15 protein-coding genes are annotated in these 13,577 nt (G+C 42.6%); 14 read left to right on the top strand and 1 reads right to left on the bottom strand.

Annotated elements, in window-relative coordinates:
• Window positions 1–16: 16 nt before the first annotated feature.
• Complete coding sequence (locus ACRRSX_RS22965) at window positions 17–1,408, top strand: cytochrome ubiquinol oxidase subunit I (protein ID WP_432455270.1); 1,392 nt, start codon at window positions 17–19, stop codon at window positions 1,406–1,408.
• Window positions 1,405–2,409 (top strand): cytochrome d ubiquinol oxidase subunit II, encoded by a 1,005-nt coding sequence (locus ACRRSX_RS22960; protein WP_432455271.1) that lies wholly within the window; start codon window positions 1,405–1,407, stop codon window positions 2,407–2,409. Before ACRRSX_RS22965 ends, ACRRSX_RS22960 begins: the two co-directional genes overlap by 4 nt.
• A gap of 96 nt (window positions 2,410–2,505) precedes the next feature.
• Here ACRRSX_RS22960 and ACRRSX_RS22955 read toward each other — a convergent pair whose 3' ends face one another.
• Window positions 2,506–2,826, bottom strand: a complete 321-nt coding sequence (locus tag ACRRSX_RS22955) for a heavy metal-binding domain-containing protein (RefSeq protein WP_432455272.1) — start codon at window positions 2,824–2,826, stop codon at window positions 2,506–2,508.
• Between the two features lie 354 nt (window positions 2,827–3,180).
• Here ACRRSX_RS22955 and mioC point away from each other — a divergent pair, with 354 nt between their 5' ends.
• The 12 genes from mioC (at window position 3,181) to atpG (ending at window position 13,555) form a co-directional block, all read left to right on the top strand.
• Window positions 3,181–3,618 (top strand): FMN-binding protein MioC, encoded by a 438-nt coding sequence (gene mioC, locus ACRRSX_RS22950; RefSeq protein WP_432455273.1) that lies wholly within the window; start codon window positions 3,181–3,183, stop codon window positions 3,616–3,618.
• Window positions 3,619–3,991: 373 nt separating this feature from the next.
• The gene (mnmG, locus tag ACRRSX_RS22945) at window positions 3,992–5,881 is read left to right on the top strand and encodes a tRNA uridine-5-carboxymethylaminomethyl(34) synthesis enzyme MnmG (RefSeq protein ID WP_432455274.1); all 1,890 of its coding nucleotides are present in this window, start codon (window positions 3,992–3,994) and stop codon (window positions 5,879–5,881) included.
• A 9-nt stretch (window positions 5,882–5,890) separates the two neighbouring features.
• Window positions 5,891–6,517, top strand: coding sequence for a 16S rRNA (guanine(527)-N(7))-methyltransferase RsmG (gene rsmG, locus ACRRSX_RS22940; protein WP_432455275.1), 627 nt, complete (start codon window positions 5,891–5,893; stop codon window positions 6,515–6,517).
• 11 nt (window positions 6,518–6,528) lie between these two features.
• Window positions 6,529–7,320 (top strand): ParA family protein, encoded by a 792-nt coding sequence (locus ACRRSX_RS22935; RefSeq protein WP_432455276.1) that lies wholly within the window; start codon window positions 6,529–6,531, stop codon window positions 7,318–7,320.
• A gap of 17 nt (window positions 7,321–7,337) precedes the next feature.
• A complete protein-coding gene (locus tag ACRRSX_RS22930) occupies window positions 7,338–8,258 on the top strand; it encodes a ParB/RepB/Spo0J family partition protein (protein WP_432455277.1) in 921 nt (306 codons plus the stop codon).
• A gap of 283 nt (window positions 8,259–8,541) precedes the next feature.
• Window positions 8,542–8,946 carry an ATP synthase subunit I gene (locus ACRRSX_RS22925; protein WP_432455278.1) on the top strand — a complete coding sequence of 135 codons (405 nt, stop codon included), beginning with the start codon at window positions 8,542–8,544 and terminating at the stop codon, window positions 8,944–8,946.
• On the top strand, window positions 8,936–9,748 hold the full coding sequence (gene atpB / locus ACRRSX_RS22920) for a F0F1 ATP synthase subunit A (RefSeq protein ID WP_432455279.1): 813 nt from the start codon (window positions 8,936–8,938) through the stop codon (window positions 9,746–9,748). The genes ACRRSX_RS22925 and atpB overlap by 11 nt, the downstream gene beginning before the upstream one ends.
• 45 nt (window positions 9,749–9,793) lie before the next feature.
• Window positions 9,794–10,048 (top strand): F0F1 ATP synthase subunit C, encoded by a 255-nt coding sequence (gene atpE / locus ACRRSX_RS22915; RefSeq protein ID WP_432455280.1) that lies wholly within the window; start codon window positions 9,794–9,796, stop codon window positions 10,046–10,048.
• A gap of 33 nt (window positions 10,049–10,081) precedes the next feature.
• The gene (gene atpF / locus ACRRSX_RS22910; protein ID WP_432455281.1) at window positions 10,082–10,555 is read left to right on the top strand and encodes a F0F1 ATP synthase subunit B; all 474 of its coding nucleotides are present in this window, start codon (window positions 10,082–10,084) and stop codon (window positions 10,553–10,555) included.
• A 20-nt stretch (window positions 10,556–10,575) separates the two neighbouring features.
• Window positions 10,576–11,106: a F0F1 ATP synthase subunit delta gene (gene atpH, locus ACRRSX_RS22905; protein ID WP_432455282.1), complete on the top strand. Its 531-nt coding sequence runs from the start codon at window positions 10,576–10,578 to the stop codon at window positions 11,104–11,106.
• Between the two features lie 14 nt (window positions 11,107–11,120).
• The gene (gene atpA / locus ACRRSX_RS22900; RefSeq protein WP_432455283.1) at window positions 11,121–12,662 is read left to right on the top strand and encodes a F0F1 ATP synthase subunit alpha; all 1,542 of its coding nucleotides are present in this window, start codon (window positions 11,121–11,123) and stop codon (window positions 12,660–12,662) included.
• A 29-nt stretch (window positions 12,663–12,691) separates the two neighbouring features.
• Complete coding sequence (gene atpG, locus ACRRSX_RS22895; RefSeq protein WP_432455284.1) at window positions 12,692–13,555, top strand: F0F1 ATP synthase subunit gamma; 864 nt, start codon at window positions 12,692–12,694, stop codon at window positions 13,553–13,555.
• The last annotated feature ends 22 nt before the right edge of the window (window positions 13,556–13,577 follow it).

Genomic DNA, 13,577 nt, shown 5'->3' with positions numbered 1-13,577 from the left:
TTCGATGAGGCAAACCATGTTTGATGCCCTGATATTATCCAGGATGCAATTTGCAGCCAATATTAGCTTTCACATCCTATTTCCAACCATCACCATTGCGATGTGTTGGTTTTTAGTATTTTTTAAAGTTCGCCACGATATGACTGGTAAGCCAATTTGGATGCGAGCCTACCGTTTTTGGGTGAAGGTTTTTGCCTTATCCTTCGCCATTGGTGTGGTCAGCGGGATCACCATGTCTTTTCAATTTGGCACCAACTGGCCAGGTTATATGGAAACCGTGGGCAATATTGCCGGACCACTGCTTGGCTATGAGGTACTAACCGCCTTCTTCTTAGAAGCAACTTTCCTCGGTATCATGCTATTTGGTATTAAACGGGTTCCCAATAAAATTCATACCTTAGCCACCGTGCTGGTGGCGATTGGCACCAGCCTATCGGCATTTTGGATTTTAGCGCTGGATTCCTGGATGCAAACCCCAGCAGGCTTTGAAATGCGTGATGGCGTCGCTCACCCCACCGATTGGTTGGCGATTATTTTCAACCCATCATTCCCCTATCGACTCACCCATATGTTGATAGCTTCGGGACTCACCGCATCTTTCTTTATAGCTGGTATTTCTGCTTACCGGATCCTCAAAGGGGATGTGAAAAAAGCCCCTCGACTCACCTTAAAAGTAAGTTTACTGGTGGCCGCGGTGTTAGCACCAACTCAAGCAGTGGTTGGTGATTTTCACGGTTTAAACACCCTAGAACATCAACCAGCAAAAATTGCCGCGATGGAAGGTATTTGGCATACCGAGAAAGGCGCACCACTACTGCTATTTGCATTGCCCGATAAAGAAACCCAAACCAACAAATATGCCATCGCTATTCCCAATTTAGCCAGCCTCATTTTAACCCATGACTTAGAGGGTGAAATTAAAGGGCTAAATGAGTTTGAAAATAACCATCCCCCAGTAGCCCCAGTGTTCTGGGGCTTCCGGGTCATGGTCGGCATGGGCTTATTGATGATCGCCCTCAGCTGGTTTAGTAGTTATTGCTTGCTCCGCCGAGGCAAACTCCCTAACTGGACCTTAAAGATCTTAGTTGCTACCACCTTCTGTGGTTGGGTCGCCACCCTCGCTGGTTGGTATGTCACTGAAATAGGTCGCCAACCGTGGTTGGTCACCGGAGTACTTCGCACCGAAGACGCTGTCACCAGCCTACCTGCGGCAAATGTAGGTTTTTCATTAATCATGTATTTAGTGGTTTACGCCTTCTTGTTGTGGGCCTACATCCATACCCTATTATCGATGGCACGTAAGGCTGTCAAAGTAGAAGAGTTTGAAACTAGCTCACCGCAGGCCGATGCCAGTCTTAGCCATATCGAGCCAAATTTAGAGAATCACAAAGGGAGTAGCAAAGTATGATTGATGCATACTGGTTAGCCATTATCTTTATTGGCCTGATGGGGCTCTCGGTATTGGTCTACGCTATCTTGGATGGCTACGATCTTGGGGTTGGTATTTTACTGCCATTAGGCGAAACCGACGAAGCCCAACGCGATACCATGATAGCTTCGATTGGTCCATTCTGGGATGCCAATGAAACCTGGTTGGTATTAGCAATCGGCATTTTGCTGATTGCTTTTCCGGCTGCACATAGCATCGTGCTTTATCACCTTTATATACCGGTCGCAATTATGTTGATCGGACTTATTATGCGTGGTGTCGCCTTCGACTTTAGAGCCAAGGCAGCCATCGATTATAAGCTCGCTTGGGATAGAACCTTTAAAGCCGGCTCAATTCTCACCACCATTGCCCAAGGTTATATGTTAGGCCTCTATGTGATGGGGTTTGAAAATAGCATCAGTGCTCATCTGTTTGCCTTGCTCAGTGGCCTTGGCGTCACCGCAGCTTATAGCTACATAGGTTCAGCGTGGTTGGTAATGAAAACAGAAGGTGAATTACAGCAGCGCGCGGTAAGATGGGCAAAAATCACTGGCCGACTTTGCTTTATTGGCGTTCTAGCGGTTTCGCTGGTGAATCCGCTGGTCAATCCAGGGGTATTTGATCGTTGGTTCGACTTCCCCTTGGTCATGTTTGTATTATTGATCCCGGTCGTATGTTTCGCTGCCTTTATCTTCAACGATATCTTGCTAAACCGCTTACCCAAAGCCAATGATCGCCACTGCTGGCTACCATTTATGCTGGTCATGTTAATCTTCTTGCTGTGTTTTAGCGCACTTGGCTTTAGCTTCTTCCCCTATGTGGTTCCGGGACAAATGACTATTTGGCAGGCCGCTTCAGCCCCCGAATCTTTAACCGTGATTTTACTGGGTGCGGTCGTAGTCGTGCCGATTATTTTAGCCTATACCGCGTTTTCTTATTGGGTGTTTAGAGGTAAAGCCACCTCACTTAACTACCATTAACCATAAAAATTTATACCTTCAATGATGTAAAGAGCGCCAATGGCGCTCTATTTTTATATCCAAATAAATCATCGATACTCACGACCAACAAGCGAACTATTCAGCCTTAAGTTTCACCGCCGTACCAAATACCATGATTTCTGAAGAACCATCCATGATAGCGCTCGTAGTAAAACGGATCCCCACCACTGCATCTGCGTCTTTTTGCTGAGCGCTTGCCACTAAGCGTTGTACAGCTAAGTCTCGCGCTTCACTCAGCATCTCGGTATAGCCCTTAATTTCTCCTCCAACAATACTTTTAAGGCCCGCCATGATATCGCGACCAATATGTTTAGCCTGCACTACATTGCCCGTAACAATACCAAGTATGACCTCAATTTCACGGCCAGGAATGGTTTCCGTCGTTGAATAGATCATTTACCCTCCTTTCATTCGACCCCACTTAATAAAGCTAAAGCATAAAGCGTAATGATGCGAGTAATGCAGCATGCTATTGGTATCTGTTATCACTTTTCTAAAAGATCAACATCCGCATTTGTCACCCAAATACCTTCCTTAAAACAGTATAAAAAGTAAGGATCACTAAATTGTGAATAATACTTACCCACAAACAATAAAAGGGATCATCCCTTATAGCGCTTATTTCTAATGTTCAATAACTTTAAAGTGATAAAAACTATCAACAACTCACTCACAACTAATCCGCAACTAGTTAATCAACCAAAGATCAAGTTACAATAGCCAAACCGTTGTGGATAAACAGGATGTAAAATGGATATAGAAATAATCGTGGGATCAACCTTAGGTTCAGCTGAATACGTCGCCGATGAATTAGAAGCCTTATTAAGTGAACAACATAAGGTCATCATCCATCTAAATGCAGAGTTTTCTGAATTAAAGCCTCACGCGCTGTGGCTTATTTGTAGCTCGACTCATGGTGCTGGCGATATTCCAGACAATTTACAACCCTTTTATCAATATTTACTCGAACAACAGCCAGATCTTTCCGAAATTAGCTATGCTGTTATCGCGATCGGCAGTCGTAGTTACGATACCTTTTGTGGAGCGGGAAAAGAACTTGATCAACAACTGGAAAAATTAGGCGCAAAACGCTTAAAAGATCGCTTAGAAATCGATGTCGATGTCGATCCTGTGCCTGAAGAACCCGCTGTTGAGTGGCTAAACTGCTGGAAAAACGAACTGATCTAAAATTATTTCCTGTGGATAAGCATAGTGATTAGCTCTTAATTAACTACACTTATTCCTATGGATAACTTTTGAATGATTTTATTTGTGGATAACTAGCATTTTAGATCCCAGCTTGTCCCCTGTTTAGATCGGGTTCTGCTAACAAGATCTGATCTGATCTAAGTGAATGATCCAATTCATAAAAAATGACTTATCTACAGATCAAGGTGATCCTAATAGTAGATCTAATAAAAGATCTTTAAAGAAAGATCTTATATATATATTTATAGAGATCCCTTATAGATCTAATTCTGATCTAAGCATTCCCTTATCGACGCTTAACCAGTAAAATGCTGCACCCTTTGGGGATCTGGCAGGTTTGAGGTATTAAGAAATGTTCTATAAACAACAATACGACGTAATAGTAATCGGTGGTGGTCATGCTGGTACCGAAGCTGCTGCAGCTGCAGCCCGTATGGGACAAAACACTTTATTACTTACTCACAACATTGAAACTCTGGGTCAAATGTCTTGTAATCCCGCTATTGGGGGGATTGGTAAAGGCCATCTAGTGAAAGAAATAGATGCCTTGGGTGGTTTAATGGCTCAAGCAAGCGATTTAGCCGGGATCCAATTTAGAACACTTAATTCTTCCAAAGGACCAGCAGTTCGAGCGACTCGTGCTCAAGCCGATCGAATGCTTTATCGAGCCGCGATCCGACATCGCTTAGAAAACCAAAAAAATCTGACGATCTTCCAACAAGCTTGTGATGATTTGATCGTAGAAAACGATCAAGTGGTTGGTGTTGTTACCCAAATGGGATTGCGCTTACGTGCTCGCAGTGTCGTGTTAACCGTAGGTACTTTTTTAGGTGGTATGATCCACATCGGCCTAAATCATCACTCCGGTGGTCGTGCAGGCGATCCACCATCGATTGCACTAGCACAACGCTTACGTGAATTACCTCTCCGAGTCGATCGTCTAAAAACCGGCACCCCTCCTCGTATTGACGCTCGTAGCATTGACTTCTCGGTCATGCAGCCTCAACCAGGTGATAATCCGACGCCGGTATTTTCGTTCATTGGTCAAGCCAGCGATCATCCGCAACAGATCCCTTGTTATATCACCCATACCAATCAAGCAACGCATGACATTATCCGTGGTGGTCTTGACCGTAGCCCAATGTTTACCGGCGTAATTGAAGGTGTAGGGCCACGTTACTGTCCTTCAATTGAAGATAAAGTAACTCGTTTTGCCGATAAAAGTTCTCATCAGATCTTTATTGAACCAGAAGGGCTAACAACCCATGAAGTTTATCCTAATGGGATCTCAACCAGCTTACCCTTCGATATACAGGTTGATTTAGTTCATTCAATGAAAGGTTTAGAAAATGCCCATATCACCCGTCCAGGATACGCCATTGAATATGACTTTTTTGATCCTCGAGATTTAAAACAAAGCTTAGAAAACAAATACTTAAAAGGATTATTCTTTGCCGGTCAAATTAATGGGACAACTGGTTATGAAGAAGCTGGTGCGCAAGGCTTAATTGCTGGCGCAAATGCTGCGTTATTTGCTCAAGGTTTAGATAGTTGGGCGCCACGTCGCGATCAAGCTTATATGGGCGTACTAATTGACGACTTAGCAACTTTAGGCACCAAAGAACCTTACCGGATGTTTACCAGCCGAGCCGAATATCGTTTATTATTGCGCGAAGATAATGCAGATGTACGTTTAACCGAACAGGGCCATCAACTCGGCTTGGTTGATGAACATCGTTGGCAGTTATTTAATATCAAAATGGAAGCCGTTGAATTAGAACGCCAACGATTAAAAGATACTTGGGTACACACCAATTCAATCCAATTAGATCAATTAAACCCTTTATTGAAAAATCCGATTACTCGTGAACATTCTTTAGAAGAATTGATCCGTCGCCCTGAACTCAGTTATGAGAAATTAATGGGGATTGAAGGTTTTGGTCCCGGTTTAGCCCAACAAGATGCGGCCGAGCAAGTAGAAATTCAAATCAAGTATGCGGGATACATCAAGCGTCAACTTGAAGAAATTAAGAAAACCCAAAAACACGAAAATACGCTTTTACCGCTCGATCTCGATTTTTCAAAAATTAGTGGGCTATCCAATGAAGTTGTTGCTAAATTGACCAATGCACGACCTGAAACCATTGGCAAAGCAGCGCGAATTTCGGGGGTTACACCGGCGGCGGTTTCATTATTATTAGTTTATTTGAAAAAACACGACTTAGCGCGTAAGTCGGCTTAGGATGATCGGGTGCTAAAATCACGTCTTGTAGGCCTATTGGCCCAAACTCAGTTACAACTGACAGAATTACAAATAGAACAATTGGTTTGTTTGGTTGAACAACTCGATAAGTGGAATAAGGCTTATAATCTCACTTCAGTGAGAGATCCCATGGAAATGTTAGTTAAACACATCTTAGATAGTTTAGTGGTTAGTCCTCACTTACAGGGGAAACGCTTTATTGATGTAGGGACCGGTCCGGGATTACCTGGCTTACCCTTAGCAATCATTAATCCAGATAAGCAGTTTGTTTTACTCGACAGTTTAGGTAAGCGAATCACCTTTATTCGTCAGGTATGCCATTTACTGAAGCTAAAAAATGTGACTGCGGTGCAAAGCCGGGTCGAAAATTATCAACAAAACCTAGAATTTGATGGTGTAATAAGCAGAGCCTTTGCTTCTTTGCACGATATGTTGAACTGGTGTTCTCACTTACCTGCAAATAATGGTAAATTCTATGCCTTAAAGGGCTTAGTGCCCGAACAAGAGCTAGAAAGTTTACCTGAAGGTTGCCATTTACACCGTATTGAAAGTTTAACGGTTCCCGAACTTGAAGGTCAGCGACATCTAGTTATTATTGATAAAACCAATTCTTAGGCGAAAATATTGTGGGTAGAGTGATTGCGGTAGCCAACCAAAAAGGTGGCGTAGGGAAAACAACCACTAGCGTGAATTTAGCAGCCTCAATGGCAGCCACTAAACGTAAAGTATTGTTAATCGACCTTGACCCACAAGGCAATGCAACCATGGGCAGCGGTGTTGATAAATATGATGCACCAAAAACAGCCTATGAATTGTTGATTGACGAAGAGCCGATCGAACAGGTCGTAATTAAAGAAACCAGTGGTTTTTTCGATTTAATTGCCGCGAATTCAGATGTGACCGCCACTGAAATTAAACTCATGGAATTTTTTGCCCGGGAAGTCCGTTTACGTAATGCATTAGCTCCTGTGCGTGATTATTACGACTATATTTTTATCGATTGTCCGCCTTCATTAAACATGCTCACCGTGAATGCAATGGCAGCTGCTGATTCAGTATTAGTCCCAATGCAATGCGAATATTACGCATTAGAAGGTTTAACTGCCCTGGTTGACACTATCAGTAAGTTGGCCTCGGTAGTGAATCCTGATTTAAAAGTAGAAGGTATTCTACGTACCATGTTTGATCCACGTAATCGCTTAGGTTCTGATGTTAGTGATCAGCTTAAACAACATTTTGGTAAAAAAGTTTACCGTACAGTGATCCCTCGAAACGTACGTTTAGCCGAAGCGCCTAGCTTTGGTAAACCAGCCATGTATTATGATAAAACATCAAGTGGTTCTAAGGCTTACCTTGCATTGGCCGGAGAGATTATTCGTCGCCATGAAGAAGAAGCACAAACGATGGCCCTGGATTAATGAGTATGGATAAAGACATGTCAGCGAGAAAACGCGGTTTAGGTAAAGGTTTAGATTTATTACTAAGTACCAGTAATAATGCTCGTCAACGTCAGGTTGAAGAAGATACGAAAGCCGATACTAACCAACAAACTGTCGATGATAATCGTGGTGATTTACGTCGTTTACCCATCGAATTGTTGCGGCCAGGTAAATATCAACCTCGTAAAGATATGTCAGCGGAAGCCCTGGAAGAATTAGCGCATTCCATCGAAGCGCAAGGGGTGATTCAACCGATTGTAGTTCGTGCAGTCGGTGACAATCAGTTTGAAATTATCGCCGGTGAGCGCCGCTGGCGAGCCTCGCAACAAATTCATTTACATGAAGTTCCATGTTTAATTAAAAATGTGAGTGATGAAAACGCGGTTGCTATTTCCTTAATTGAAAATATTCAACGTGAAGATCTGAATGCTATGGAAGAAGCGGTGGCCTTAGACCGTTTAATGAATGAGTTTGAACTGACTCATCAACAAGTGGCTGATGCGGTTGGTAAATCTCGTACCACAGTGACCAATTTATTACGTTTAAATAGTCTCGATGCCGATGTGAAAATTCTGTTAGAGCATGGCGATATAGAAATGGGCCATGCTCGTGCGCTATTAGCCTTAACGGGAGAAGTTCAGGCTGAAACCGCGCGTAGTGTTGCTGCTAAAGGTTTAACAGTTCGTGATACAGAAAAATTAGTGAAGGCGGTTCTCAATCCCAAAGAACCAAAGGCACCTGCTAAGGTCGATCCCGATATTAGTCTTTTAGAACAACGAATTAGTGAGCGTTTGGGGGCAGGGGTAAAGATCCAGCAAAATAAAAAAGGCCAAGGAAAACTAGTGATCGACTATGCTAGCTTAGATGAGTTAGATGCTATTTTGGGGCTTTTCATCGACTCGGATGAAACACTTTAGTTTTTATAAACTAATTTGTGCCACAAGTCTTTGATCTTGGTTACCTATGTTGCATATTTAAAACACTATATTTCACCTTTAGCTGACCAAACTATCTGGTTTGTAACATAAAAATTAACAATAACCATATTTTGTTTATATAAGCTGTTACGAATTAGTGAATTGAACGCGGCTTCTGATTGCAAAACCAGACTTTCAACGTATAATCATTAGGCTTTTTAGCAAGCCTATTCGCCCTAGTCTGGGCTTTAGGTTTAACGTAAAACACTAGTAGAGGTCGAGAATGTCTGGTTCTTTAACATCTGCAATTCGTCGCAAGGCGCTTTATTATGTTATTTTTCAGACGAGTTTTGTCGTATTACTAACGCTAAACAGTGGTTTCTTTTTTAATAAGGATATTGCTATTTCTGTGTTACTCGGAGGTATAATCTTCTTACTACCCAATAGCTTATTTACGCTGATGGCGTTTCGGTTTGTCGGTGCAACTAAGCAAAAACAAGTAGTAACAAGTTTTTATCTAGGGGAAGTCGTAAAACTATCTCTTATTGCCATATTGTTTGTACTGGTCTTTACCCTGCTTAAGGTGGAGCCCCTCGCTCTACTGCTCGGTTTTGTTCTCAGTAGTTTAACGCAATGGACCGCCTCTATTTTTTTGACTAAGAAAAATAGGATGATAAATGGCTGCTGAATCTGTTACAGGTTATATCCAGCATCACCTGACTAATGCACAAATGTGCGTGGCCGAAACTGGTGGCCTCGCGTTTAACCATGGGTGTCATGAAGCAGGGTTCTGGACATTTAACGTTGATTCACTCCTAATATCAGTTGTCTTGGGGGTTCTGTTCTTATTTGTTTTTTATAGAACGGGACAAAAAGCAACATCTGGCGTTCCCGGAAAGTTTCAATGTTTTATCGAAATTCTCGTGGAATTTGTTGATGGCTCGGTACGAGATGCTTTTCATCGTAGCGATAAAGTCATTGCGCCAATTGGTTTAACCATCTTCGTTTGGGTTTTCCTCATGAACCTGATGGACTTAATCCCTGTTGATTTTCTTCCTCAAGCCGCCGCTCAAGCAGGCATACCATACTCTAAAATTGTACCCACTACTGATTTAAACATTACTCTTGGCATGGCCTTGGTAGTGTTTGTATTGATACTTTTTTACAGTATTAAAGTGAAAGGTGTGAGTGGATTTGTAAAAGAACTTACTTTACAACCATTTAATCACTGGGCTTTTATTCCTTTTAACTTTTTATTGGAATCGGTCACTTTGTTGGCTAAGCCATTTTCGCTGGCGCTGCGTTTGTTCGGTAACCTGTATGCGGGTGAATTGATCTTTATTATTATTGCCGCCCTTGTTCCATTTTGGGCTCAGTGGGCTTTGTCAGTTCCATGGGCAATATTCCATATTTTGATCATTGTGCTTCAAGCGTTTATTTTCATGATGCTAACCATTGTTTACTTAGCTTTGGCTCATGAAGATCATTAATTAATTAAATTAGAACTACCTAACACATATATATTGGAGATAATTATGGAAACTGTTGTTGGTTTAACTGCTATAGCGGCTGCACTACTAATCGGTTTAGGTGCTTTGGGTACTGCGATTGGTTTTGGTCTGCTTGGTGGTAAATTCCTTGAAGCAGCGGCTCGTCAACCTGAGCTAGCGTCTACCCTACAAACCAAAATGTTTATTGTTGCCGGTCTTCTTGATGCGATCGCAATGATTGGTGTAGGTATCGCGCTATTCTTCGTTTTCGCTAACCCGTTTATTGGCTTATTGGGTTAATCCTTCGATTCCTTAACTTAGGGAGGTGTCGTTGTGAATATCAATGCAACATTACTTGGACAAGCGATCGCATTCGCATTTTTTTGTTGGTTTTGCGTTAAATACGTATGGCCGCCATTAATTGATGCGATTGAAGCTCGTCAGAAGAAAATTGCGGATGGATTAGCTGATGCTGATCGTGCGGGTAAAGATCTTAAATTAGCGCAAGCTAATGCTTCTGAACAAATGAAAGAAGCAAAGGTTGAGGCCGCAGGTATTATCGACAGAGCTAACAAACGTAAAGTTCAAATTATCGACGAAGCAAAAGAGTTGGCTAACGTTGAGCGTGAGAAAATTATCGCTCATGGAAACGCTGAAGTTGAAGCTGAACGCAATCGTGCTCGTGAAGAATTACGTGCGCAAGTGGCTGCTTTAGCCATCGCTGGTGCTGAAAAAATTATTCAGCATTCTATCGACAAAGAAGTTAGCAAGCAGATTGTTGACAAACTAGTCGCTGAGCTGAAATAAAGGGATAAAAGGTAGAGCTTATGGCTGATTTAACCACCATTGCTCGTCCCTACGCTAAAGCTGCGTTTGATTTTGCCATTGAGCATAAAGCCTTAGAAGAGTGGACGAATATGTTAGCTTTTGTCGCCGAAGTGGCGGTGAATGAACATGTATCTGTTCAGTTAAAAAGGCAATCGGTAGAGACCTTGGTAGATTTATTTACCACTGTTTGTGCTGGGCAGCTTGATGAGCATGGCCTTAACTTCTTGAAGTTAATGGCACAAAATGGCCGTTTACAGGCGTTGCCTGCTGTGTTAGCGCTGTTCTTAGGATATAAAGCCGAATTGGCTAAAGAGATAACCGCCGAGGTTGTTTCTGCTTCTGAGTTAGATGCCGCGCAGCAAGCGCAAATTAGTGCTTCCTTAGAGCAGCGCTTGTCGCGCAAAGTGAAGCTTAACTGTAGTGTCGATGCCTCACTGTTGGCTGGCTTGTATATTCAAGCTGGTGATCTGGTGATTGATGGCTCCGTAAAAGGGCAATTGGCAAAACTATCTAATACACTACAAGCGTAATTGGGGAATAGAGCATGCAACTGAATTCCACTGAAATAAGCGATCTGATCAAGCAACGTATTGAACAGTTCGAAGTTGTCAGTGAAGCTCGTAACGAAGGTACTATCGTATCTGTTAGTGACGGTATTATTCGTATTAATGGTCTTGCTGATGTAATGCAAGGCGAAATGATTGAGCTTCCTGGTAGTCGTTATGCCATCGCATTAAACCTAGAGCGTGACTCTGTAGGTGCGGTTGTGATGGGACCTTATGCTGATTTAGCAGAAGGTGACAAAGTTAAAAGTTCTGGTCGTATTTTGGAAGTACCTGTAGGTCGTGGCCTACAAGGACGAGTCCTGAATACACTAGGTGAACCAATTGATGGTAAAGGACCTGTCGAACATGATGGATTCTCACCTATCGAAGTGATTGCACCTGGGGTGATGGAACGTAAGTCGGTCGATAAACCAGTTCAAACTGGTATTAAAGCGATTGATTCAATGATCCCAATTGGTCGTGGTCAACGTGAATTGATCATTGGTGACCGTCAAATTGGTAAAACGGCAATTGCGGTTGATGCCATCATTAACCAAAAACACTCCGGTATTAAATGTGTTTATGTGGCGATTGGCCAAAAAGCTTCAACTATCTCTAACGTTGTGCGTAAGTTAGAAGAGTTTGGCGCCATGGAATACACTACCATTGTTGCAGCCTCAGCGTCTGATTCAGCTGCATTACAATACCTAGCACCTTATGCAGGTTGTGCAATGGGTGAATACTACCGAGATCGCGGTGAAGATGCTTTGATCATCTATGATGATTTGTCGAAACAAGCGGTTGCTTATCGTCAAATTTCATTGTTATTGCGTCGTCCACCTGGCCGTGAAGCTTATCCTGGTGATGTATTCTATCTACACTCTCGTTTGCTAGAGCGCGCAGCTCAGGTTAATGAAAAATATGTGGAAGAGTTCACTAAAGGTGAAGTTAAAGGTCAATCGGGTTCATTAACGGCTTTGCCGATTATTGAAACTCAAGCCGGTGACGTATCAGCCTTCGTACCAACCAACGTAATTTCGATTACCGATGGACAAATCTTCTTGACTGGCCAGCTATTCAACTCTGGTACTCGTCCGGCGGTTGATCCTGGTATTTCGGTATCTCGTGTGGGTGGTGCAGCACAAACTAAGATTATCAAGAAACTGTCAGGTGGTATTCGTACTGCGCTTGCACAGTATCGTGAACTAGCAGCCTTTGCTCAGTTTGCATCTGATTTAGATGATGCAACGCGTAAGCAGTTAGACCATGGTCAGAAAGTAACTGAGTTAATGAAGCAGAAGCAATTCAGCCCATTGACTGTTGCTGAGCAAGCCTTAGGTTTATATGCTGCAGAGAAAGGTTTCTTGGCTGATATTGAAATCAATAAGATTGTTGATTTTGAAGGCGCATTGTTAGCTTATGCCAACAATGAATATGCCGATCTATTGGCGTCTATTAACCAGAAAGGCGATTACAACGATGAAATCGATGCTTCAATTAAGTCATTAATTGAAAGCTTTAAATCGACTCAAACTTGGTAATCTAAGCTGACGAATAGGAGCGAATAGATATGGCCGGCGCTAAAGAAATTAAAGGTAAGATTGCCAGTGTTAAAAACACTCAAAAAATTACCAAAGCGATGGAAATGGTTGCTGCTAGTAAAATGCGTCGTTCTCAAGACAGCATGCGAGGTAGCCGACCTTACGCAGTAGCTATGCGCAAAGTTATTGGTCATATCGCGTTAGGTAAACTCGAATATAAACATCCTTATGTTATAGAAAGAGAAACCAAACGTGTTGGTTATATCGTGGTGTCTACAGACCGTGGTCTTTGTGGCGGCTTAAACATTAACTTGTTTAAGAATGCCGTTACTGAGATTAAGCAGTGGAAAGAGAAAGGTGTGAGTGCTGATTTGGCCGTTATTGGCGGTAAAGCAACTTCTTTCTTTAACAGCCATGGTGGGAATGTATTGGCTCAAAACTCAGGTTTGGGCGATCACCCAACTGTCGATGAGTTGGTCGGTACCGTACAAGTGATGCTTGAAGCTTACAACGAAGGTAAGTTAGATCGCATCTATGTGGTATATAACAAGTTTGTTAATACCATGGTGCAAGAGCCCAAAATTGACCAATTATTGCCGCTGCCTAAAGCAGATGACCCAGAAATTGCGTCTCGCAGTTGGGACTATTTATATGAGCCAGGCGCCGAAGAAATTCTCGACGGTTTGTTGGTTCGTTATATCGAGTCTCAAGTTTATCAAGCGGTGGTTGAAAACCTCGCCTGTGAACAAGCTGCACGAATGGTTGCAATGAAAGCGGCAACCGATAACTCGGGTAACCTGATTGACGAACTACAGTTGATTTACAACAAAGAACGTCAAGCAGCAATTACTCAAGAATTGACTGAAATTTCTGCGGGGGCTGCAGCCGTTTAAGGCAAGGCATAAGCACAATATT

Origin of the sequence: Agarivorans sp. QJM3NY_30 (assembly GCF_050870855.2) — a bacterium.
In the GTDB taxonomy this organism is placed as follows: domain Bacteria; phylum Pseudomonadota; class Gammaproteobacteria; order Enterobacterales; family Celerinatantimonadaceae; genus Agarivorans.
Note: the sequence above shows the minus strand (reverse complement) of the source record. Positions and strands in the feature narration are given on the sequence as shown.

What these genes read in the sequence shown, in the direction of transcription:
- ACRRSX_RS22965 (WP_432455270.1), top strand. Translation starts at nt 17, where the DNA reads ATGTTTGATGCCCTGATATTATCCAGGATGCAATTTGCAGCCAATATT.
- ACRRSX_RS22960 (WP_432455271.1), top strand. Translation starts at nt 1,405, where the DNA reads ATGATTGATGCATACTGGTTAGCCATTATCTTTATTGGCCTGATGGGG.
- ACRRSX_RS22955 (WP_432455272.1), bottom strand. Translation starts at nt 2,826, where the DNA reads ATGATCTATTCAACGACGGAAACCATTCCTGGCCGTGAAATTGAGGTC.
- mioC (WP_432455273.1), top strand. Translation starts at nt 3,181, where the DNA reads ATGGATATAGAAATAATCGTGGGATCAACCTTAGGTTCAGCTGAATAC.
- mnmG (WP_432455274.1), top strand. Translation starts at nt 3,992, where the DNA reads ATGTTCTATAAACAACAATACGACGTAATAGTAATCGGTGGTGGTCAT.
- ACRRSX_RS22930 (WP_432455277.1), top strand. Translation starts at nt 7,338, where the DNA reads ATGTCAGCGAGAAAACGCGGTTTAGGTAAAGGTTTAGATTTATTACTA.
- ACRRSX_RS22925 (WP_432455278.1), top strand. Translation starts at nt 8,542, where the DNA reads ATGTCTGGTTCTTTAACATCTGCAATTCGTCGCAAGGCGCTTTATTAT.
- atpB (WP_432455279.1), top strand. Translation starts at nt 8,936, where the DNA reads ATGGCTGCTGAATCTGTTACAGGTTATATCCAGCATCACCTGACTAAT.
- atpE (WP_432455280.1), top strand. Translation starts at nt 9,794, where the DNA reads ATGGAAACTGTTGTTGGTTTAACTGCTATAGCGGCTGCACTACTAATC.
- atpH (WP_432455282.1), top strand. Translation starts at nt 10,576, where the DNA reads ATGGCTGATTTAACCACCATTGCTCGTCCCTACGCTAAAGCTGCGTTT.
- atpA (WP_432455283.1), top strand. Translation starts at nt 11,121, where the DNA reads ATGCAACTGAATTCCACTGAAATAAGCGATCTGATCAAGCAACGTATT.
- atpG (WP_432455284.1), top strand. Translation starts at nt 12,692, where the DNA reads ATGGCCGGCGCTAAAGAAATTAAAGGTAAGATTGCCAGTGTTAAAAAC.